The organism is Paradesulfitobacterium aromaticivorans, assembly GCF_054657415.1.
Map to the genome: position 1 here is coordinate 1,872,474 of NZ_BAAHYT010000010.1, position 20,840 is coordinate 1,893,313.

The 20,840-nt window shown below is 51.3% G+C and carries 21 protein-coding genes; 20 read left to right on the plus strand and 1 reads right to left on the minus strand.

What is annotated here, in order from left to right; genetic code table 11:
- Positions 1-10 precede the first annotated feature (10 nt).
- The 3 genes from ACYQ2N_RS14915 (at position 11) to mobB (ending at position 3,830) form a co-directional block, all read left to right on the plus strand.
- Positions 11-1,960 (plus strand): flagellar assembly protein A, encoded by a 1,950-nt coding sequence (locus tag ACYQ2N_RS14915; RefSeq protein WP_460000040.1) that lies wholly within the window; start codon positions 11-13, stop codon positions 1,958-1,960.
- A 118-nt stretch (positions 1,961-2,078) separates the two neighbouring features.
- Complete coding sequence (locus tag ACYQ2N_RS14920; RefSeq protein ID WP_460000042.1) at positions 2,079-3,284, plus strand: molybdopterin molybdotransferase MoeA; 1,206 nt, start codon at positions 2,079-2,081, stop codon at positions 3,282-3,284.
- A gap of 48 nt (positions 3,285-3,332) precedes the next feature.
- Entirely contained in the window at positions 3,333-3,830 is a 498-nt protein-coding gene (mobB, locus tag ACYQ2N_RS14925; RefSeq protein WP_460000043.1) for a molybdopterin-guanine dinucleotide biosynthesis protein B, read from the plus strand.
- A 63-nt stretch (positions 3,831-3,893) separates the two neighbouring features.
- Here the strand turns inward: mobB and ACYQ2N_RS14930 are convergent, their stop codons facing one another.
- Positions 3,894-4,817 carry a Na/Pi cotransporter family protein gene (locus ACYQ2N_RS14930; RefSeq protein WP_460000044.1) on the minus strand — a complete coding sequence of 308 codons (924 nt, stop codon included), beginning with the start codon at positions 4,815-4,817 and terminating at the stop codon, positions 3,894-3,896.
- Positions 4,818-5,026: 209 nt separating this feature from the next.
- Between ACYQ2N_RS14930 and ACYQ2N_RS14935 the strand changes: the two genes are divergently transcribed.
- The 17 genes from ACYQ2N_RS14935 (at position 5,027) to ACYQ2N_RS15015 (ending at position 20,753) form a co-directional block, all read left to right on the plus strand.
- A complete protein-coding gene (locus tag ACYQ2N_RS14935; RefSeq protein WP_460000045.1) occupies positions 5,027-5,509 on the plus strand; it encodes a GNAT family N-acetyltransferase in 483 nt (160 codons plus the stop codon).
- Positions 5,510-5,684: 175 nt separating this feature from the next.
- Complete coding sequence (locus ACYQ2N_RS14940) at positions 5,685-7,157, plus strand: TldD/PmbA family protein (RefSeq protein WP_460000046.1); 1,473 nt, start codon at positions 5,685-5,687, stop codon at positions 7,155-7,157.
- 2 nt (positions 7,158-7,159) lie between these two features.
- The gene (locus ACYQ2N_RS14945; protein WP_460000047.1) at positions 7,160-8,476 is read left to right on the plus strand and encodes a metallopeptidase TldD-related protein; all 1,317 of its coding nucleotides are present in this window, start codon (positions 7,160-7,162) and stop codon (positions 8,474-8,476) included.
- Positions 8,477-8,516: 40 nt separating this feature from the next.
- Positions 8,517-9,278 (plus strand): histidinol-phosphatase HisJ family protein, encoded by a 762-nt coding sequence (locus tag ACYQ2N_RS14950; protein WP_460000048.1) that lies wholly within the window; start codon positions 8,517-8,519, stop codon positions 9,276-9,278.
- Between the two features lie 72 nt (positions 9,279-9,350).
- A complete protein-coding gene (locus tag ACYQ2N_RS14955) occupies positions 9,351-10,025 on the plus strand; it encodes an HD-GYP domain-containing protein (RefSeq protein WP_460000050.1) in 675 nt (224 codons plus the stop codon).
- Positions 10,026-10,128: 103 nt separating this feature from the next.
- Positions 10,129-10,836: a hypothetical protein gene (locus tag ACYQ2N_RS14960; protein ID WP_460000051.1), complete on the plus strand. Its 708-nt coding sequence runs from the start codon at positions 10,129-10,131 to the stop codon at positions 10,834-10,836.
- Positions 10,837-10,905: 69 nt separating this feature from the next.
- Positions 10,906-11,265 carry a YlbF/YmcA family competence regulator gene (locus tag ACYQ2N_RS14965; RefSeq protein ID WP_460000052.1) on the plus strand — a complete coding sequence of 120 codons (360 nt, stop codon included), beginning with the start codon at positions 10,906-10,908 and terminating at the stop codon, positions 11,263-11,265.
- A complete protein-coding gene (locus ACYQ2N_RS14970; protein WP_460000053.1) occupies positions 11,262-11,963 on the plus strand; it encodes a cytochrome c biogenesis CcdA family protein in 702 nt (233 codons plus the stop codon). The genes ACYQ2N_RS14965 and ACYQ2N_RS14970 overlap by 4 nt, the downstream gene beginning before the upstream one ends.
- A gap of 105 nt (positions 11,964-12,068) precedes the next feature.
- Positions 12,069-13,211, plus strand: a complete 1,143-nt coding sequence (gene bshA, locus ACYQ2N_RS14975; RefSeq protein WP_460000054.1) for an N-acetyl-alpha-D-glucosaminyl L-malate synthase BshA — start codon at positions 12,069-12,071, stop codon at positions 13,209-13,211.
- Between the two features lie 206 nt (positions 13,212-13,417).
- The gene (locus tag ACYQ2N_RS14980) at positions 13,418-14,332 is read left to right on the plus strand and encodes an AAA family ATPase (RefSeq protein WP_460000055.1); all 915 of its coding nucleotides are present in this window, start codon (positions 13,418-13,420) and stop codon (positions 14,330-14,332) included.
- On the plus strand, positions 14,316-15,650 hold the full coding sequence (locus tag ACYQ2N_RS14985; protein WP_460000056.1) for a vWA domain-containing protein: 1,335 nt from the start codon (positions 14,316-14,318) through the stop codon (positions 15,648-15,650). Before ACYQ2N_RS14980 ends, ACYQ2N_RS14985 begins: the two co-directional genes overlap by 17 nt.
- Positions 15,651-15,786: 136 nt before the next feature.
- Entirely contained in the window at positions 15,787-15,942 is a 156-nt protein-coding gene (locus tag ACYQ2N_RS14990) for a hypothetical protein (RefSeq protein WP_460000057.1), read from the plus strand.
- A 264-nt stretch (positions 15,943-16,206) separates the two neighbouring features.
- Positions 16,207-16,377 carry a 4Fe-4S ferredoxin gene (locus tag ACYQ2N_RS14995; protein ID WP_206811129.1) on the plus strand — a complete coding sequence of 57 codons (171 nt, stop codon included), beginning with the start codon at positions 16,207-16,209 and terminating at the stop codon, positions 16,375-16,377.
- A gap of 168 nt (positions 16,378-16,545) precedes the next feature.
- Positions 16,546-16,971 (plus strand): Fur family transcriptional regulator, encoded by a 426-nt coding sequence (locus ACYQ2N_RS15000; RefSeq protein ID WP_460000058.1) that lies wholly within the window; start codon positions 16,546-16,548, stop codon positions 16,969-16,971.
- Between the two features lie 247 nt (positions 16,972-17,218).
- A complete protein-coding gene (locus ACYQ2N_RS15005) occupies positions 17,219-19,318 on the plus strand; it encodes a glycoside hydrolase family 2 protein (RefSeq protein WP_460000059.1) in 2,100 nt (699 codons plus the stop codon).
- 57 nt (positions 19,319-19,375) lie between these two features.
- Positions 19,376-20,473 (plus strand): methionine synthase, encoded by a 1,098-nt coding sequence (locus ACYQ2N_RS15010; protein ID WP_460000060.1) that lies wholly within the window; start codon positions 19,376-19,378, stop codon positions 20,471-20,473.
- A gap of 70 nt (positions 20,474-20,543) precedes the next feature.
- Positions 20,544-20,753: a DUF1858 domain-containing protein gene (locus ACYQ2N_RS15015; RefSeq protein ID WP_460000061.1), complete on the plus strand. Its 210-nt coding sequence runs from the start codon at positions 20,544-20,546 to the stop codon at positions 20,751-20,753.
- The last annotated feature ends 87 nt before the right edge of the window (positions 20,754-20,840 follow it).

Sequence of the window (20,840 nt, forward strand, 5' to 3'; positions counted from 1 at the left end):
GTGGAATGCTATGCCGGAAGAAATCGTGCGCGGGCGCTCACTTGATGAAATCAGGCAGGAATGGGCTCAGAAGTGGGGCTGTTCCCCGGAGCAGCTTCAATTAGAGGTCTTGGACAAGCCCGGTTTTTTATCCAGGCAGTGGAAGGTGCGTTTGCACCTGCCGGAGGCACAGGAACCGGCTACGACTGCTGCGCCGGCCCAGGAGGTTTTAGTAAAAACAGAGTGGGACGGTGAAAGATACATAATAGACCCGGGTGAAGGGGTGGAGGAAATCTTTCCGCCCCGGCGCGGGGGAGAGATGCGGGTCAACGGAGAGCTCCAGGATAAATCCTTCTCCTGCCGCAGGGAGGATGTTATTGAGTTTATCCCGTGGCGGGAACCAGGGGAGCTTAAGTGGGAACTTGAGGTGCGCTTTCAAGGGGGAGCGGTGGTCGCCAGAGTTCAACAGAAAACGGCGGGCCGTTATGTATTAATGACAGAAATTCATCCTGCACGCCGTCTGGATCTGGATGAATTTTTAACATGGGAGGATATGCCTGTTTCCGGAGAAATGTGGGATGAACAGCGGCTCAATGACGGTCTGGCGGAGCTTAAGATTGTTTCTGGCCGCCGCCAAGAAGCCTGGAATGAGATTTTAGCAGTCAGAGGGAGCGGGGAAGTGGTAGTGGCAGAGACTGTAATGCCGGTTCCGCCGCAGCCGCCGGTATTAGAAGACTTCGTAGGAGCACCCCAGCCCAAAGAAGCAGCGGAATCTGAGCGTATTGATTTTTTTGCTTCAAAAATACAGCTTGTTAAGGAAGGAACGGTGCTGGCCCGTAAAAAACCTGGCATTCCCGGGATCCCCGGTACGGATGTTTTCGGACGCCAACTTCCGACTCAACCCCTGCGGGATTTCCAGTTCAGGCTGAAGAAAAATGTTCGCCTCTCGGAAGACGGGATGGAGGTTATTGCAGCGTGTGCGGGACTGCCCGTGCGTTTAGATGAGATAACTTATATGGTGGAAAATGCATATGTGTTAAATAAAGATGTTGATTTGTCCACCGGCAGCATTGAGTTTACCGGCGATGTTATGATCGGAGGGAATGTGCAGGACGGACTGCATATTTTTGCCACCGGCAAAGTCGAAATTCAGGGAGCGGTCTCTCATGCTGAGATTCGGGCAGAAAGAGGGCTGAAAGTTCAGCGCAATGTCCTGGGTGGAAAGCTGGTAGTGGGAGAAAAATATGTGGTGAGAGCGGAAATTCTGCGCCAGCTCAAAGCTGTTCATGATGAGCTTAATTTGTGTCTGATGCAAACTGAGGAATTGCTAAAATCCCCGGCGGCGGCTAATCTCAAACCGGGACAGTGCCTCAAAAAGCTATTGGAACGGAATTTCCCGGAGTTGCCGAAACGGGTGGTCAAGGCTGAGAACTATGTGCTTACGCACAAGGATGAACTTATTACTCAGGATCTAATCCTCGCCGTTAAATCTGCTAAGCACTTCTTGTCAGGTCTGGGGCCGTTAGAACCGCAATCCGTAACGCTTCTCCATAAAGTGAATAAGGCCTTTGCTCAATTGGTAGAAAATATTGCCCTTGAAGTTCCGGAAAAGCTGGCGTGTGTTGTCGATTATGTGCAGGGTACGACAATCGAGACCGGCGGTTCGTTTCAATGTGCTAAAGGAGCGTACAATTCAATGATTAGCGCGGATGGAGATGTAAACATTGAAGGGGTGTGCCGCGGGGGCAAGATTCTGGCTGGAGGAAATGTCTCGATCCGGGAATTGGGAGGGTCAGGAGTAAGCACAACCCTTGTACAAATTGTTGGAACCAAGCGGCTCAAGGTTGCTTATTGTCACCCTAATGTAGTGATTGCTGTGGACAAAGAAATTATTAGGATAGAGGAAGCGTACAAAGACTTAGAGGTGTATCGCGAGCGGGGTCTGGTGCAGATGGAAAAACTGCGGGCCAATCCTCTTTAATTCATGGAAGCCTGTTGCTGCTGGTTGGAGGTGGGCGACAGGCTCCCTGTTTTTTTGACAGAGTCCTTTGTTCACGCTACACTTGTGGGGAGAGAATCAAGGAAGGATAGAAAGCAGCATGGAAACAAATATTGATTTAGAGAAAGCGGAAGAGCTTGTTTATAGTCTGATTAAGCCCGTGTCAGCCGAAACGGTAGGTTTAGGGTCGGCCTATGGCAGGGTTCTGGCCCAGGATTTGCATTCTCAGCTGAATATTCCTCCGTTTGCACGTTCTCCGTTAGACGGGTATGCTTACTACGCCCGCGCCCAGGATTCTGAACCATTTAGCTTGAGGATCGTTACGGAAATTCCGGCGGGGAGTTGGCCGGAACGGGTTCTGGAAGTAGGAGAAGCAGCCCGCATTTTTACCGGGGCTCCCATTCCCGCAGGTGCCAACTGTGTAGTGCGCATGGAGGATACGGAAGAGCACGGGGATGAAGTGGTTATTCACTACCCTGTCCCGGCCGGGGCTAATGTTGTTCCGGAAGGAGATGAAATAGCCCGGGGAGAGGTTTTGCTGCGGCAGGGAGTGCTGCTCACTCCGCCTGCGCTTGGACTCCTGGCGGCAGCAGGGGTGCAAGAAGTGCCTGTATACCGCCGTCCGAAGGTGGGCCTCCTGTCCACCGGGTCAGAGCTAATTGATATCGACAGCCAACCGCTCCCAGGCAAAATCTACAACAGTAACAGTTACACCTTGCGCGGCCTGTTGCAGGAAGCGGGATGTGAGGTCAAAGCCATTCCTTATGTCCCGGACCGCTTGCCGGAAACCCTCCTGGCTTTGGAACAGTTGGAGGGAAGCGATGTCGTGATCTCAACGGGAGGTGCTTCCGTGGGGGAGTATGATCTTATGCCCCAGGCTCTTGAGCAGCATGGCTGTGAGATGCTCTTTTGGAAAGTGAACTTAAAACCCGGAACTCCGGCAGCAGTGGGCAGAAAAGGAAACAAGCTTTATTTTTCCCTCTCGGGCAACCCGGCTGCTGCAGTTGTCACTTTTGAACTCTTGGTGCGCCCGGTTCTGTCAAAGCTAAGAGGAAGTGTTCAGTGGCAGCCGCAAGAGTTTGCGGTGAAAATGGCAGGGGAGTTCTCTAAGTCCGGGCGTCAGCGCCGGTTCCTGCGTGCCACAGCTGTGCTGAAAGACGGGGAAATCTGGGCAGACCTGGCGCCGGCACAGGGCTCCGGGATTTTGCGCTCCATGATCGGCAGTGATTTGCTGGTGGATGTTCCCGGCGGGCATGGTCCCGTGCGGGAGGGAGAGTCCTTGCTAGCGCGCTGGATTGGGAAGTAAGGTTAAAATGCACTTTAAGCGTTAGGGATTATATGAGGGGGTAAATCAATGAGTAACAAAGAAATTCCGGTAGTGTCAGTGGTGGGGAAATCTGATTCCGGCAAGACTACCCTTTTGGAGAAGATTTTGCGCGAGGCCAAAAAGCGCGGGTGGCGGGTTGCGACCGTAAAACACGATGTCCACGGGTTTGAGATGGACAAGCCGGGGAAGGACACTTGGCGTCATGCCCAAGCGGGCGCAGATGTAGTGGTTATTTCTTCGCCTACTAAAATTGCAGTCCTCGAAAAGGTTGAAGAAGACCAGCCCTTGGATGAGGTTGTAAAACGCGTGCAAGGGGTTGACCTTATTTTTACGGAAGGATACAAGCGCGCGCACAAACCCAAGATTGAAGTATTCCGGTCTGCTGTACATAAGGACTTGCTGTGTCAGCCGGAGGAGCTCTTGGCGATCGCCAGTGATGTTCAGTTTGAGCTCGGAGTGCCGTGCTATGATCTAGATGATGCGGCCGGACTGTGCGATCTCTTGGCTGAGAAGTTTGGACTATAGGGCGTGTTCGTTTAGTGTTCGCAAACACGTAAGGCTAAGGTATTTTTACTTTAGACGGATTTGTCACTTTTTTTCAGGTAATAGTGTGACCAGGAGCCGGGCGGAGAGCGGGAGTAAGGGTAAGGCTAAGAGCGAGGATATTAGGTTAAATAAGGTATGAGCGTTGGCTGCTTGCCGTGCTAAGCTGCCCCCCAGGGATGCGAGTATGTTTGCCATCGGTGTGAGGAAGGGATAAAAGACGAGGACGCCAAAGACATTAAGCAGGACGTGAAAGAGGGCGACCCGCTGGGCCGACCTTGAGGTGGCAAGAGCGGCGAGGACTGCGGTAAAGCAGGTGCCGATGTTGGCACCGAAGATAAAAGCTAAGGCGGTGGGCATGGTAATCCAGCCGTCTTCAGCCAGGATCATTACGATTCCGGTAGTGGCGCTGGAGGAATGGAGAAGGGCCGAGAGCAGCGTTCCGGCGGCTACTCCTTGCAGATGATGATCCCCCAAACCATGGAGAAATTTCTGAACTTTAGCATTTTCCGCTAGGGGGGCCAGCCCGCCTTCCAAGAACGCAAGTGCGAGAAAGAGCGTGCCAAGACCGCACAGTGAAAGGGCGAGGTAGCGCCAGCGGTTTGGCAAAAAGAGATAGCCCAGCGCTCCGGCAAGCATGGCCATCATAGCAAAGCGTTCGAGAGGAAAGGCTAAAAGCTGAGTCGTTACGGTGCTGCCGATATTGCTGCCTAAAATAAGGGCGAGGGCATTTTCAAAAGGAAGCAGCCCGGCATCGACAAAAGAGACTGCAGCTACGCTGAGCGCGGTGCTTGACTGCAGGAGCGCGGTGGCGACTGTGCCGCTCCAAAAGCCGCGCCCAGGAGTAGCGGTCATCCAGAGCAGGGCTTGGTGCAAACCCTTGCCCGCAAAAGCCTGGAGGCCTTGGCGCAGAATATACATACCTCCGAGTAACAGCATAAGGCCAAGTGTGGGGATGATGATGAACATCCGCGTTCCTCCGAATTAATTCATCTACTGCGCAAAGCAATTGCATCTCGATTTATGTCTTAGTGGCACTTAGCCATCGGATAAATTATATATATCGGAAACAGCTTAAACCTATGCCCGCTTATCGGTGTAGCAGGTGAACAAAAATAGGCTCAAGCAGGGGCTACATCCCGGATGGTAATGCATATGTTATCCCAAGGGGTGGTTTTATGCATGTTCGCCAGGGAGATGCCCATGATTGGCCTTTTATTTATGCCCTCGCCCGGGAAGCAATTCCTTACAGTATTTCACCATGGCGCAAGCAGCCGCTGGATGAGACGCTGAAATACCGGGAACAGCTTCTGAAAGGGTTCTGGGGCTGGATTAAGCAGACCGATTCCCAAGCTTTGATTGCGGAAACGGAGAGTGGGGCTAAAATAGGGTATCTTATCCTCTACCCTACTTCGAGGGAAGAACTGACCGGGATGATCCAGGCATGGGTTATGGACGTGGCCGTGTCCCCTAAATGGAGAGGACGGGGAGCAGGTAAAGCCCTCTTCGAAGCAGCGGAAGAATATTGCCGGGAAAAGAACATTTCATATTTGGGACTGGCGGTTAGTAGCCATAACTTTCGCGCTCTCAGTCTTTATGAGAGTTTAGGGTTTGCCGAGGAGCGCAAGCTTATGGTTAAGGTAATTAAAGACGAACAATAAGATCATGATATAGAAAGCAAAAAAAAGCTTGCGACGAGATTCTTCCGTCGCAAGTGAAGTAAAAGAGAGGAGTGGGGATAAAAAATTGGAAAACGTGAGACTATTTAGATTGTGTCCCGCTTACTGGAGCTTTATACATTTCACAGCAAAAAAATAACTAATCGGAGGGAAGCATTTGAACAAAGACCAGATCAGGGAAATTGTGAGTTCATTAGCAGCGGCTGGGGAAGGGGACGGATACCTGGTTGCGCGCGCGCAGTCAAGGCGTGAGTCAGGTATCCGCCTTAGTAATGGCCGCTTTGAGTATGTCGGGAGTGGCTGGGAAAACGGGCTCGGAGTGCAGGCTTTCACAGCCGCCGGGGCTTCGGGCCTGGCAGCAGCTGACGTTTTATCACTTAAAGTAGGGCTGGAATTAGTGCGGCGGGCTGTAAGCCTGGCTGAGCGTAACGAAGAGATTGGGGGAGAACTGAACCGCGAGCTTTGGGATGCTCCGGTAGTGCAGGCTGATGTGCCGAGCCCGGCAGCGCCGAAATTGCCTGAGATCGGGGAACTCCAGCCAGAAATGCTCTATATCCACGAAAGCCTGCGTCGAGCGCGGCCTCAGGCTTCATGGCAGACGAGTCTGCGCCTGGTGCAGGACTTGTGGTGCATAGGGCGTTCGGACGGCAGCCTTGTTTCTTTTACAATCTCGCGTTCAGTGATCATGCACCAAGGTACAGTCCAGGAAAACGGGCGCTCGCAGAGCCTGCTCGTGCACCGCAGCGGAGTTGATGCCGGGATCGTGGCGCAGGAGAAGCATGAGCGCACCTTGGAACAGCAGGCCGCTGAGCGCGCTGATTTTGCGCTCGAAGTGTGCCGGGCACCGAGCCTTACGGCAGGACACTATCCGTTAGTTATTGATTACGGTTTGGCTAAGGGTTTGGCCCATGAAGCCTTCGGTCACGCCGTAGAAGCTGACGGGATCAGTGAATCCGTGCTGGGAGAGCACGGACGTTTGAGAAAAGGGCTGCAGGTGGCCAGACCCGGAGTGCATATTATTGACGGCCCCTTGTTTGGAGACTGGGCTTATCAGCCTTATTCAGCTAACGCGCTTGAGCGTAGGACTGTTTACATTGTACGCGATGGGATTCTCGAAGCAGGCTTGGGGGACATATTTTCAGCTCGCCGGGCTGGCATGGAGGTTTCCGGAGCCGGGAGGGCGGAGAGTTACAACTATGTGCCCCTGCCGCGCATGAGCAACATCCGGGTTTTAAGCGAACGGGTTCTCCCTCTTGAACCGTCTTCCCGTTTGCCCCAAGAGATGCAAAACTTACGGAACTCCCTGCTGCAGCACGGAGAGTTAAAGGAACACACCCTTGTGCTTTTGGGGTATCGCGGCGGGCAGGTCAACCCTAAAACAGGGGATTTTGTCTTTCAGTGTGACGGGATTATTGATTTGTCTGACCCGGAGCTTAAGGTCTACCAGCCTTCTATTTTCAGCGGAAAAATCCTCTCAGTCCTGCAGGCAATCCGGGCGGGCATCGGGGATGAGTGTTTCGGAGCGATCGGCACCTGCGGCAAGAATGGGCAGTCTGTTCCCTCCAGCGGTGGCAGCCACCGTTATCTCTTGCTTGATCAGGATGAGCAAGTAAGCCTGGGAGGGGCATAAGTATGAACTTGATCTCACAGTTAGAAGAAACTTTGCATAAGGCATCTGCCAATCCTTGGGACAAAGACCTGCGCCTGCAAGGATGGCGGATTCTGGTCCATGAATCACAGGCTCTGTCTTTGGGCTTAAAGGACAATGTCCCCGGCAGTGTTTATGCACCGCCAAGCTATCGCCTGGGAGAGAGCGGGGAAGTGTTTTTGGTCTGGGATGATGGCAGGTGCAGCCGCAGCAAAGTACATAATGCTTTAAGTGCGGGGAACTTTTGGCAGGACAAATTACAAGAATGGCGTCGGGGCTCGTATGAGGATCCGGATGGGGCCGTGATTTCCAACCCTCAGCCTTTGCCTTTAGTGACAGTGGAAGACCTTAAAGTACAAAGAATTTTGAAGGGGGACGACAGCATCCTCTTTGACCAGGTTAAGCGTGTAATCCAAGAAAGACCTTCAGAATCTAAAGTTCAGGGGAATTTTCAGGCTGCCTGGGGGTATCGGCATCTTCGCACTTCCAGCGGTTTGGCTATTACCTATCAGGAGTCTTATTACACCTTCTGGTACAGTTTTGACCGGCTGGTGAGCGCAGGGTATGCCAAACGGCGGCTGCCCGCAGCTCAAGAATGGGAAGGCTTGTGGACCCGCACTCATCAGTATTACGAGGCTCTTACACAGAAGGCAGAGGCAGCGGGGCCGGGAACTGTGGTCGTGTTTGCCCCGGCGGTAGTTGCAGAAATGCTGGAACAATTTGTGCTTCCTAATCTCGATGGGCAAAGCGTGCTTGACGGGCACAGTGCTTTTAGACGGGAAGAGTTCAGGGGCGGCCGCCAGGTGTTCGACCGCAGGGTGTCCTTGGTTATTGACCCGCTCAAACCTTTGGCCTGGGGTTCGTACCTGGTAACAGGAGAAGGGATTCCCGCTCAGCGCACCGAATTGGTTACAGCAGGTGTGCTTACTTCTCCTTATTTACGGCTCAAGGATGCGCGTCGCTGGGGTGGGGAGCCTACCGGGCTAGCCCAAGGGTCAGAGGGGGCTTACCTGGCATCTTCAGAGGAAGAAAGATGGCCGGAAGTCTTGCAGGATATTGAAGACGGAGTTCTGGTACTGTCCGTGCTGGGACTGCACACCCAGGATCCGGTCTCCGGAAATTATTCCTTAAGTGCGCCCCAGAGCATACGCATTAAGAAGGGAAGATTAGCAGGCAAAGCAGATGTAAAGCTTGCCGGAAGCTTCTTTAAAGATCTCGCAAGCCCGGAAAGCCGCTATGCCCGCTCACCACTAGCCAGCCAGCCTTACATGCTCGTGCGCACAGGGGTAAACTCTTTCTAGGTTTATGGGGGTAGACTAACTTGCGAAAGGAAGACAAGAGATGCTCGATCTTCACGTTCATTTAATAGGAGAGAGGGACCGGCCTGCCACTAAAGACAATATCAGGGCTTACCTGGATCAGGCCGTGCGCAAGGGATTAAAAGAAATAGGCTTTGCTGATCATGATCTTTATTGGGAAGACTTGAGGCTTGATTTATTTAACGAAGTGGCAGCAGATTATCCGGAGTTGGAAGTGCGGGTCGGACTGGAAGTGGATTATCGCCCCCAGGATGAGAGCAAGATCAGGGCACTCTTAAACTCGTTTCCGTTTGATTTTGTTATCGGGTCTGTGCATGAGATCGGGGAGTGGGCCTTCGATTTGCCTAGAGAGGAAAAAATTCACCGGGACAAGGATGCAGACACTCTCTACCGGGAGTATTTTACTCTGGTGGCTCAGGCTGCACGCAGTAAGCTATTCACTACGATTGGACATTTTGACTTAATCAAGATTTTCGGGGTGCGTCCGCATACAGATATCCTAATATTGGCCGCTGAGGCCTTGACTGCTGTTAGGGAAAACGACTGTGCCTTGGAGATAAATACAAACGGGCGCTATAAACCGATCGGGGAGTTCTATCCGGAAAAACGCCTGGTTGAAGAAATCCAGCGACGGGGAATTGCGATCACTTTAGGTTCTGATGCCCACCGGCCGGAAGTTGTGGGCAGGGATCTCGCCGAAGTGGTCGAGGAACTTAAGCTTGCTGGGGTGAAGGAAATTGTTGGGTTTAAGGGGCGGAAGCAGGCGCTATATTCATTAGGATGAAAGACTATTTACTGTTATTCCCAGGAGATATACTATAATTAAAGCAGGGGCTTCGCTAAAGGGGTAGGTAGCATGTATGAGAATGAGATTCGCCAATTAATTCAGCAACTGGCCTGGACGGATGATGTTACTTATTATCACAGCTTGCGTGTGGCCTGTTTGCTGGCTAAGTTTACAGAAATGCCGGCAGGGCAGAAGTTTCTCAAGCAAGCTTGGGTAACGCAGAGTGAGTGCATTACTGCCGGACTTTTGCACGAAATCGGAAAAGTGTCCTGGCCGCGCGATTATCTGTTCTCGTCAGACAGGTTGGCGCAAATGGATGATGAGACCTTAACTAAGTTTTGGACATTAAAGATTCAGCACCCACTGCTTTCGGAAAGAATGATTCTGGAGTTGTATGCAAAGAGCGGCAACCGTTTCTGGGAACGGATTGCCCGGGGAGTGGCAGCCCACCACGAAAGTTTCGATGGCAGCGGTTATCCATACGGCCTTATGGGAACAGAAATCCCTTTGCTGGGCAGAGGGTTAAGGGTATTTGACACTTATGTGGCTATGACCGAGTACAGGCGTTATCGCAGCCACTTTGAGCATGAAAGGGTACTTAAGGAGATGGGGTATTCCCTGGGCTGTCGTTTTGATGCTTATTGGGGTAGAGAGATTCTCGCCTTTTTAGAGAGTATTTATATAGAGAATGGTCAGCCTTGTGGTAACCTTGATCAATGGCTGGAAGAGTTTTTAGCGGGTTAACCTAAATCATAATCCTTCTTCGCTCGCTGATGGATACTGTATCAGCCTCGGTGGCAGACTAGATATAAAATTAAGATGTTACTGCACCAAAGGAGAAGGTAATATGCCATGGGTGGAAGTGGAACTTAAACCTAACTTCGAGTGGAGCGAGGAGGCTTTGAATGATTGGTCTCACGCTCTTACCGCGTTTTTGACCGATAAAGGGGTGGAACTAAGACCGAAAGCGCGAGTCTTGCCTGGGTACCAGGTCTTAAGTATTGGAGAACAGGAAAATATGGGGGCGATCGTTTTAAGCTCTTCGGAAAGGTTGGTCCTGCTGGAAGGTTGGTCATTAAACGGACCTCTTGAACAGGAATTTGCTTATTTTACCCTGAGGTTTGCCCGCGAGATGGGAGCTGTCGCTCTATGCACAGCCCTGAGCTCGGACGCTGAAGAGGATTTTTGGCTGAAAATGGGGGGGATTGTTAGGCCTGACCCTGTACCGCTTGCCGGGAAAATCACGCGCCGGAAGGTCGATGTGCTTCCTCTAGGCAAGTTAAGTCTCTTGGTCAGGTATGACGGGCAACCTGCCCTCTGTCTCGAACCGATTGCCTGTAATGCGCACGCACCCGGCCCGGTAAGCCTAGCCCAGAGGCGTTTGGAGAAGATGTTCGGCGGTAGGCCCCTGGGTTTTGCGAGCAGAGTTGCGGTGCATTGCCCGTGGGAAATAAGTAAAAGCCAGTGGGATGATTTACTGGCGTTCAGCCGCCTTAAGTCTTTTGAACTATTACATAAAATGGTGTGGGAAGAGGGGAGTTTGTCACTTCCCTAAAAATTCTGTATAATTAAGCTTAGACTTGGGAGGTATAGCTAGAAAAAGATTAAAGGGGAGAGAAGGAATTTGTCAGTTATTGACTTAGCTCATCAACTGGCACAGGCTTTACAGGAATCGGAGGAGTACCGCCAATTCTTAGAGGCCAAAGACAAGGTGCGTGCTGATGAGTCGAATTACAAAATGGTTAAAAACTTTCAGCTTAAGCAGTGGGAGATTCAACAGGCCCAGCTCTTGCAACAGGAAGTGGGGTTTGAGAAGCAGCAGGAGTTAGAAGGGCTCTACAGCCTCTTAAGCATAAGCCCGCGCTCGCGCGAGTATTTGCAGGCTGAATTTCAGATATCACGCTTAATGAATGATGTGCAGAAGATTATTGGGGAGGCGGTCAAGGACGCTTTGCCCTTGGGGTTTGAGGAAAACTCCGTATGAACGTATCGATAGGGCTCGCTTTTATCGGTGGTTTGGTTTCTTTCTTTTCCCCGTGTGTGCTGCCGGTAATTCCGGCTTATTTTTCATTTTTGGTGGGAACTTCAATCGCCGGGCAGATCTCGCGCCGGGTGCTCTTGGTGCGTTCTGTGTTTTTCGTGTTCGGGTTTTCCACGATTTTTGTGCTTTTAGGAGCCTCGGCCAGTGCAGCCGGACGCTTAATCGGGAGTCATCGCCCGCTTTTGATGCAAGTGGGCGGGGCGATCGTAATAATCTTCGGCTTGCACATGCTTGGACTTTTGAAAATACCCTGGCTGATGATGGAAAAGAGAGTGCACTTGGAGGAAGGACAAAAGGCGGGCGGAGATCGTGCCTTTGTCTTAGGACTGTCTTTCGCAGCCGGTTGGACTCCGTGCATTGGTCCGGTCCTTTCCAGCATTCTCTTTTTGGCTGGCAGCAGCGGGGGACTTGGGTGGGGCACTTTGCTTTTGGGTATCTATTCCCTCGGCATGGCTGTTCCATTTCTTCTCTTTGCCCTCCTGGCTGAAAAGGCCGTAGGGTGGATCAGGAGGAACGGCAGGGTGGTTCAATATGTGCAGTGGCTTGGCGGGGGCATTATGATCCTGTTAGGGATTACTTTGCTCTTTGGTTGGCTCGGGCGTCTGAGCGCCCTTATTCCGATCATTCCGCTACCGTTTTAGGGCAATCAAGAAGATAATTCTTCCCGTTTCAAGGGGGAGGGGAATCGTCCGATTTTATCACCTTGAATTCTCTGATGTTGGCGCTTGAGTGTATGGAGGTTAGGCGTGAAAATAGGAATGGTCTGTTATCCGACTTACGGCGGCAGCGGCGTGGTTGCTGCGGAGTTGGGTTATATTTTGGGCGAGCGGGGGCATCAGGTGCACTTTATTTCCTCGGCGCGCCCTTTTCGTCTGCAAAAATTTCACCGCAATCTCTTTTTCCATGAGGTGGAGGATGTGAGCTATCCTTTATTTAAGTACCCGCCCTATACCCTCCTCTTGGCCAATAAGATTGTGGAAGTGACGCGCCAGGTCGGCTTAGACCTTATTCACGTGCACTACGCTATTCCCCACACGATCAGTGCGTATTTGGCCAAACACATGCTGGATGAACAAATTCCCCTGGTTACCACTCTGCATGGGACGGATATCACGCTGGTGGGGGCTTATGAGGAATTTTATCGGTTAACGCGTTTGGCGCTTAAAGTAAGCGATTGTTTGACCTCGGTCTCCCGTTCGTTGGCGTCGAATACAGAGCAGCTCTTTGGTCCGCTTTCCCGGAATATTACGGTCGTGCCGAATTTTGTGGACCCAGAGGTATATTTCCCGCTCAAGAAAGCGGACGCAGAACGCGAATGCTTTGCCCCGGCGGGAGAAAAGATTCTAACTCATATTTCCAACTTTCGCGAAGTTAAGCATGTACCGGATGTTGTGCGGATATTTGATCAGGTGCAGCGTAAAATCCCCAGCAGACTTTTGCTTGTGGGAGACGGGCCGGAGATGAGCAAGGTGGAGCGGGAAGTGGAAAGCCGTGGGCTTAAGACTTTAGTTTCTTTCTTAGGCAAGCAGGAAAATGTACAGGAGATTCTGCAGATGACAGATGTCTTTCTGCTGCCCTCGGCTCAGGAAAGCTTTGGTTTGGCGGCATTAGAGGCCATGGCCTGTGGGGTTCCAGTCGTAGCCAGCAAGGTGGGCGGTCTGCCTGAAGTCGTGAAGGAAGGAGAGACTGGGTTTCTGCTTCCTCCGGGGGATGTGGAAGGGATGAGTGCGGCAGTCTTGCGCTTACTCACAGACCCGCAGCGGTATGAAGGGATGTCTTTAGCTGCGTCTGCCTGGGCTCATAGCGAGTTTCCTCCGGAGCGGGCGGCGCAGGAGTATGAAGAAGTATATCGGGATGCACTCGCACAAGTTAAAGGGAAAATCTCGTAATGTGGCGTATTAAATATAAAGGAAACTTACTTCAGGTGGAGTTTTAACTCCATCTGAAGTTTAGTTGAACTTATCCAGGGGCTAAGTGCCACTTATCTCCCACTTAAGAAGTGGAAGTCTTAGTGGCACTTAGCCATCGGATAAATGAGTAAGAGGGACAAGAAAATTACCCAAATGCTTGGATATGAGGGGATAGGTGAAATCGAATGTCACGGATGACTTTAGAGGAATTTGAGCACGCCTTGGAGGAAACGGGCTACATTACGGAACGTCAGGATAAGATTGCAGTTACGACATTTTTAGCGGTGCAGCTTGAAAAGCCTTTGCTCGTGACAGGGCCGCCGGGAGTGGGGAAAACTGAAATTGCCAAGATTCTGAGCCAAGTTTTTGGCGCGCCTCTGATCAGGCTGCAGTGTTATGAGGGTCTGGATGAAACCAGGGCTCTTTATGAATGGAACTACCAGCGCCAACTGCTTAAGATTCAAATGCAGCGCGAAAGCCTGCAGGAGGAAGATTTGTTTGCGAGTTCGTATTTATTGGGTCGGCCTTTGCTGCAAGCCCTCCAAAACGAGAAGCGCTCGGTGCTTTTAATCGATGAAATTGATAAAACTGATTCAGAGTTTGAGGCTTTTTTATTTGAATTTTTAGGAGAGTTCCAGGTTACGATTCCGGAAATGGGCACGGTTACAGCCAAAGAACGCCCTATAGTGATTCTTACCTCCAATGGAGAACGGGAATTGTCGGATGGGCTCAAGCGCCGCTGTGTCTTTCTGCATGTGGAGGCTCCGTCTGTGGACAAGGAAGTGCGCATTATCCGCGTCAAGGTGCCGGAGCTGCCGGAACGCTTGGCTTACCAGGTAGCCCGCGCTGTGGGAGTGCTCAGAGAAAAGCTGGCCCTCCATAAAATGCCTTCGATCGCTGAAACTCTGGACTGGGCCAAAGCTTTGCTGGTGATGGGTAAGACAGACTTAGACCCGGCCTGGGTGGATGCGACATTAACCTTGCTTTTGAAAAGCCAGGAGGATGTGGAGATCTTTTACCGCGAGCTGGGGGCGGAACGTCTCTTATGGGAACTGAAGTCTCCCCAGGGAGAAGGGCAGCGTCATGGGCACGGCAAGTGATCTGGACCGGCACCTGGTGGAATTTGCGCAACTCTTGCGCACGTTTGGGCTAAGGCTGAGCGCGTCCGAAATCCTTGATGCGATGCAGGGTTTGATGCTTGTAGGGCTTGAGGATAAGGGACGGGTCGAAGCTGTGTTGCAGGCAACCCTAGTCAAGGATGCCAATCAGATTCCTTGGTTCAGGGAAGCTTTCCGCGCCTATTTTGCTCCTCCGGAACACAAACAGGCTTGGGAAGCTGAGGCGGCGAAGCGGGCTGCCGAGAGGAACGCGAAATTGGAGCAGAGCCGCCAGGAACTCCGCTTCCAAGGCCGGGAACTTGATATCCCGGAAGAACAGCGGGCGATTTATGCCCAATTGCCGGAAGAAGAACAGGAACGCTTGCGCAAGTTTTTGGAAAGATCTTCTGAGGGCATGAAACTTGGGGTACCACTCGACCAAAGCTTTCAGCCCATGGTGGAGAGGGCGGTGCGCGGGTCGCTCGACTATTGGCGGCGCAAACTTGACGAGGAAGGAGCTCTGCTACCTCCCGGGTCGGACGACGGTGTGACTTCGGAAGTAGAAAAGGCGATGCGGGAACGGGAGATTCAGCTCTTGGCCCGCGATCTGAAACAGATTCCTCCGGAAGACTGGCCCCAGGTAATAAAGCTTATCCGCCGCCTGTCCCAGCGCTTAGCCAGCCAGGTGTCTAGGCGCTACCGCGCAGCGCGCAGGCGCGGAGGCGTGGACATGCGCCGAACTTTGAGACAAAACCTGCGCTATGGTGGGGTTTTGGTTGAGCGCCGCTATAAGAGCAGGCATACCAGCCGCCCCAGGTTTGTGCTCCTGTGCGACATGTCGGCCTCGATGCTTAAATACACAGAGTTCGTTCTCCAATTTGTGTATGGACTTTCCTCAGTGGCGAGCGGTATCGAAACTTTCGCGTTTGCCGACCGCTTGGTGCGCTTAACGGATAAGATTCATAAAGGACAGTCTTTTACGCACATGGTGGAAGAGGCCATGCCTCAGGCTTCTAACCAGTGGGGCGGGGGGACTAATATGGGTAATTCTTTGGCAGAACTTATGAAGGAATATCCTCATGTCTTAAGCAAACGCGCAGTTTTGCTGATACTCAGTGACGCGCAGACCTTGGAAGGGGAGCAAGCGGCATCTTTGCTGGAGCAAGCGCGCCGTTTGGCACGAGAGATTCTGTGGCTTAATACTTTGCCCGCCAAGCGTTGGCGGGAGGTGCCGACGATCGAGATGTTTAAGCCTTACTGCCAGATGTATGAATGCTACACCTTGGGTCATTTGACAAACATTCTTAAAGAGCGGCTATAGGAGTAAAATGTTCTTCGCCCGGATAGTCAGAACGGATGTAAGCCGGAAGCAGTTCGGAGTTTAATCTAAGCACGATCAGAGCATACTATTCGTGAAGCAGCTTTGTTCACATTGACACAAATGGGAGGTAAAGATCGTGCTCGAAAAGTGTCGTTCCTGTGGCTTGGAACACGAAGATTTAGCGAAGGTGTTATTTAAGCGCAATCACGTCAGCAACCGGGTTCTGCCGTACTGCTCACAATGTATGCGCCGCCTGTACCAAGTTCCCTACCGGCCTGAAAGAGATGTATAGATTATTCAGGTATTCAGAATTCAGGAGTCAGAATTCCGAATATTTCCAGACGATAAATCGCTCTCTCATGCTGACTCCTGGTTTCTGACTCCTGAGTAGTTGCAAAATTAGATGATTGCTCTGAGTGAGGTTTGTTGAAATAAGCGGAATATTTAAGGACGTATATTCTTTAGAACAATGCACATCATAACTAATTTAAACTTGCCTTTTCCCCCTCTCTTTGGTATAGTGACTTTGAAAAAGGGGAGAAAGGGGAGTTAGCGAATGGCTTTTGTGATTTCAGCCGAATGCATCGCTTGCGGAGCTTGTGCTTCCGAGTGCCCGGCATCTGCTATCAGCGAGGGCGATGAGAGATATGTCATTGACGCCGATGCTTGCACTGAGTGCGGCAACTGTGCGGAAGTTTGCCCCGTTGGCGCACCTGCAAAAGGTTAATCTACTTCGTTTCTATCTTTAAGGGAGAGCAACAACTCTCCTTTTTTCCGTTTTTCGGGGATCGTACCCTTCCAGGATTAGACATTGACAAATAGCCAATTAAAAATTATTATAAAAAAAGAAGATATTCAATCGAACATCGAACATCGAATCAGGGGGCTGAGTGCAGTGGATGCGATAGACATTCTTAGAAAACTAAAGGATAAGGGAGTGCGCTTTACCCCACAGCGTCAGGCTATTTTAGAATTCCTTCTTGCCACTGAGAGTCATCCCACGGCAGAAGAGATATATCAGCATGTGAAGGCCAAGTTTCCCGGAGTAAGCTTGGGCACGATTTATAATACATTGAATATGTTAAAGGAACATGGACACATTTTGGAATTGTCATATGGGGATATGTCAAGCCGCTTTGATGGCAACCCGGATAATCACTACCATATTGTGTGTTCTAAATGCGGGAGAGTGGTGGATTTTCACCGACCGTTGCTTGAGGTCGATCAGGAGGCTGAGGAAACATCAGGGTTTAGGGTAATCGGGCATAGGATGGAGTTCTACGGTGTATGTCCAGAGTGCCGCCAAGGTGAGATGAATTAGGAAGTGTATATGTTATAAGGCCAGACCCTCATGTTCAAAACGCGACAAGGGGGTCTTTTGTTATCTTTACCTTAAACTTTAATACAAGGCTTCTTCATCAATCTAGCTAAGGAACAACGAGAGTTCAAACATGAAAAATATCCTATATGCTAAAGGGTTTTTGTGAAAGCGGCGCGAATATCTTGAGCATGAGAATCTGAAGTACGGACTATCTTTGAGCAAAAGTTAAAGAAGGGATAATACCGTTATGCTCGACAGGCGCATTATTGCGTGGATTTTGATGCTTTGTCTCGGTATCGGCCTCCTGTGGTGGAGCTGGAAGATTCCGGCCGGAGTGGCGCTCCAGGCAGAACAGGGGATGACAAGCAGCCAGCGCTACTACTTGGATTTAGGTGGAACGTGGAGCAGTTTTTCCTCATTACGCCAGGCGTGGGCAGGAATGAATGACACGGGAACAAGGAAGTCTAAGCTGTTGATGATTCCAACGAGTCAGGAGTTTAAGGTGGCAGCTCGCCGTTTCCGGCTGAATCCGGAGTGGAGTGCCCGTACGATGTTCCTAGTGATGAACGGAGTTGAGGGAGAGACCCAGGTCTACTTGAACGGTGTGGACAATGCTCATCTAATTGGTACGCTTGCCGGGAGCGGGGTCAGGGATGTGTTGGAGATTCCGGCTGCTGCTTTTCGCTATGGGGAAGATAATATTTTGTTTATCCGTTTGTCCAAAGTCAGTGATAATGCTCTTTTCACCGTTCCTGAGCTTGAGGGAGGCAGGATGCTGGGCAAGGTTTACCTTGAAGGGGCAAGTGAGAGCAGCCTTGAACTGCCGCGCCTTGATATCTCCTGGGAGGGGGATATGGCTAAGGTTAATTTGAAAACTTTGATTAAACACCATGGCTTCATGGAACAGGGTCCTTGGACTGTCCAGGCTGTGGTCTCAGACGGCTCTGCCCTGGTTGCGGAGCAAGCGTTGACCATACGGGGTGACGGTAGCATGGAGCAAGTGGCCGCTTTTGATTTACAAATTCCGGGGGCGCGGCGCTGGAACCCTAAGGATCCTTTTCTCTATCAGGTGCATCTGACTGTAAGCAATACCAAGGGTGACCGCGATGATCTGGCTTTCCCGCTGGGACTGCGCTCCCTGACAATGTCTGAGGGTAAGTGGCAGTTGAACGGGGAAGAACTTAAAATTCAGGGGATTGAGATTTCCTCTGCGAAGCAGTTTGCAATCCGCAGTTCCGGCCAAGTGGAATCTTGGCTGCGTGAGCAATTAGCTAAGGGAATAAATCTGGTATACTTCAATGGGCCGGTTCCGGATGAGATGTGGCTGCAGGCTGCAGATCGGCTTGGAATTGGGATTTGGGCCGAATGGCCGCTGAGCTTGCGTCCGGCTAAAAGTTTGCCTGAGTCCGCGGCTATGCGCCCGCTGGTAACTGTGGGCAATTTTCACCCGTCCCTATGGGCCTGGACTGTCGGCAAAGGCTTAGATGCGCTCCCAAACACTAAGGCCAAGGATTATTTGCATAAAGCAGAGCAGGAAACGACAGCGAGTCTTGCCTTTTATCTGAGAAAAGTGGGGGCTGATCCCCAGGGTTTCCCGGTAGAGCGGTCTCCTGAGTTGAGAGGGGATAAAATCCAGGGAAACTGGGGGGAAGTAGTTCTCGGGGTAAGGACTGTACCTCCTTCTCTCTGGCCCCGTGAGCAAATGGCAGCAGCAGTATGGGCAGTATTAAGCGTTATCGTATGGCTCTTGAATGTGCGGGCCGTAAGTTGGCGTTACAGAGAAATTAGGGAGAGGAAGCCTAAACGACGGCTGCGCAGCGCCTGGTTCTGGCATGGCGCCGCAGTGCTCGTGCGCGAGGGATCATTGGCGGGAATTATCACCGCCCTTGCCTTTAGGCTGCCTTCCGAACTTGGACCGTGGTTTCCCAACTCCTGGCCGCTGCTGGAATTGATCCAGGCTCAATCCCCGTGGTTGTGGTGGGCTGTGCTTGGGGGCATTTTTACGCTTGGACGCCTGCTTCAGGTAGGGCTTGTTGCGCCTTACCAGCCAGGATCCCCGCACCCGCTGGGGCTTGTCTACTGGCTGGAAAGGCGCTACCGCTGGAATGTGGTTGTCGCTCTGCTCTGGGCTTTAAGTCCGCTGGGAATTCCCTTGTTATTTGCCCTGGGAGCCTATATAATTTTTAACATCTTATTTATGCCGTGGCGTATCGTGGACGTGCGCCGAGCCGGCGGACGTTACAGTCCCTTTTTTATCTTGCCTGGAATCGTAGGACTTGGACTTGTGGGGTTAGGGCTCTTCTTTGGGCGAGACATCTTATTTCTGATAAATTTCCTATTTGCTTAATTTAGATTAGAGTAAGATTTTGAAAAAGGTCTAAACTAATTAGGGAGAGGTGGAGTCATGGAAGAATTTAAGCCATTTTATCCGCAATTAATGGCAACCGGAGTCGGGAGCCTGCCCTACACCGGTGCTAATGAGGCTTTGAAACTTATCTGGGGCAGCGTGCCTGACGCTCCCCACTGGCCCCAACTTCCCCGGCAAGGGGCGGAAAGCTCGTTTATCGGACAATACCTTAAGGCTCTGATTGAGACGGGAGTAATTGGGGACTATGAGCAGCCACGCTTTCAGGTTGAGGAAGCAGACTGGACTGAACGAATAACTAAGTTTTATGAGCTGTACTTAGAGGCTGAAGCAGGAAATGAAGATTCTTTAGCGGAGTTTGCTTTCGGGACACAAGGTGGAGAAGGGTTTGACGCTTTCTGTGCGGATTTGGAACAAAACGGGATCAGGCAAGCTATCCTTCTCAAAGGGCAATTGAGCGGGCCGCTCACTCTAGGACTGCAGATTACGGATAAGAATAGGCGTTCAAGTTATTATGACGAAACAGAGCGCGAGATGCTGGTCAAAGCTCTGGCACTCCATGCTGAGTGGCAGACAAGGTGCCTGCAGAAATTCGGATTGCCGGTCCTGATAACAATTGACGAACCCGGTCTCTACGCTTTTGGGGCTTCCACTCATGTAACCTTGGAACGGGGCACTATTATACGAGACCTAAACACCATCGCAGATAAAATTGCCGCTGCTGGGGGAATTCCCGGAGTACATGTGTGCGCGGGGATGGATTGGACCTTGATCTTCGATTCCAACATTCAAGTCCTTAATTTCGATGCTTATGAATACATGACAAGCATGCAGGTCTTAGCTGGGCCTTTGAACCGCTACCTTGAACGCGGCGGGGTTGTGTCCTGGGGCATAGTGCCTACCCAGGAGAAGGTGTGGCAGGAAAATGCCGACAGTTTGCGCCTTAGGCTGGAGGAAGGCTTTGCGGAACTGGCGCACAAAGGAGTGGACGCGGCGCGTTTGCGCCGGCAAAGCATGCTGACTCCAAGTTGCGGCACGGGTACCTTAACCAAAGAAACTGCTGAGCGGGTTTATAACGTGCTGGCAGAATTAACCGGGGTCATGAGGGAAAAAGGGTTGCCTGTCTTTTCCTTATGATTTATAATATAAAAATAAAACCGACTGTTTTACTTAGGTTTTATTAGTAAGTAGGAAAAGGGGGATTTACGTGATTACCAAAGACATGACAGTGGGCCAGGTTCTGCGTCTCTATCCGCAAACTGTTCAAGTTTTTCTCGAATTAGGCATGCACTGCTTAGGCTGTCCTTCTTCCACGATGGAGAGCATCGAAGGTGCTGCGATCACGCATGGGCGCAACGTGGGTGCTTTGATTGAGCAACTTAACAATGCTGTCGACACTGCAGCTAAGACTAATTAGGCTTTCCAATGCCTGGGGCTGCCACATAGCTATCCCTCTGAATTGGGATAGCTTTTTGCTATGTTCTTTCCTGACACATTGATTAAT

What these genes read in the sequence shown, in the direction of transcription:
- mobB (WP_460000043.1), top strand. Translation starts at nt 3,333, where the DNA reads ATGAGTAACAAAGAAATTCCGGTAGTGTCAGTGGTGGGGAAATCTGAT.
- ACYQ2N_RS14980 (WP_460000055.1), top strand. Translation starts at nt 13,418, where the DNA reads ATGTCACGGATGACTTTAGAGGAATTTGAGCACGCCTTGGAGGAAACG.
- ACYQ2N_RS15005 (WP_460000059.1), top strand. Translation starts at nt 17,219, where the DNA reads ATGCTCGACAGGCGCATTATTGCGTGGATTTTGATGCTTTGTCTCGGT.
- ACYQ2N_RS14985 (WP_460000056.1), top strand. Translation starts at nt 14,316, where the DNA reads ATGGGCACGGCAAGTGATCTGGACCGGCACCTGGTGGAATTTGCGCAA.
- ACYQ2N_RS14955 (WP_460000050.1), top strand. Translation starts at nt 9,351, where the DNA reads ATGTATGAGAATGAGATTCGCCAATTAATTCAGCAACTGGCCTGGACG.
- ACYQ2N_RS14915 (WP_460000040.1), top strand. Translation starts at nt 11, where the DNA reads ATGCCGGAAGAAATCGTGCGCGGGCGCTCACTTGATGAAATCAGGCAG.
- ACYQ2N_RS15010 (WP_460000060.1), top strand. Translation starts at nt 19,376, where the DNA reads ATGGAAGAATTTAAGCCATTTTATCCGCAATTAATGGCAACCGGAGTC.
- ACYQ2N_RS14970 (WP_460000053.1), top strand. Translation starts at nt 11,262, where the DNA reads ATGAACGTATCGATAGGGCTCGCTTTTATCGGTGGTTTGGTTTCTTTC.
- ACYQ2N_RS14960 (WP_460000051.1), top strand. Translation starts at nt 10,129, where the DNA reads ATGCCATGGGTGGAAGTGGAACTTAAACCTAACTTCGAGTGGAGCGAG.
- ACYQ2N_RS14995 (WP_206811129.1), top strand. Translation starts at nt 16,207, where the DNA reads ATGGCTTTTGTGATTTCAGCCGAATGCATCGCTTGCGGAGCTTGTGCT.
- ACYQ2N_RS14930 (WP_460000044.1), bottom strand. Translation starts at nt 4,817, where the DNA reads ATGTTCATCATCATCCCCACACTTGGCCTTATGCTGTTACTCGGAGGT.
- ACYQ2N_RS14935 (WP_460000045.1), top strand. Translation starts at nt 5,027, where the DNA reads ATGCATGTTCGCCAGGGAGATGCCCATGATTGGCCTTTTATTTATGCC.
- ACYQ2N_RS14920 (WP_460000042.1), top strand. Translation starts at nt 2,079, where the DNA reads ATGGAAACAAATATTGATTTAGAGAAAGCGGAAGAGCTTGTTTATAGT.
- ACYQ2N_RS14945 (WP_460000047.1), top strand. Translation starts at nt 7,160, where the DNA reads ATGAACTTGATCTCACAGTTAGAAGAAACTTTGCATAAGGCATCTGCC.
- ACYQ2N_RS14950 (WP_460000048.1), top strand. Translation starts at nt 8,517, where the DNA reads ATGCTCGATCTTCACGTTCATTTAATAGGAGAGAGGGACCGGCCTGCC.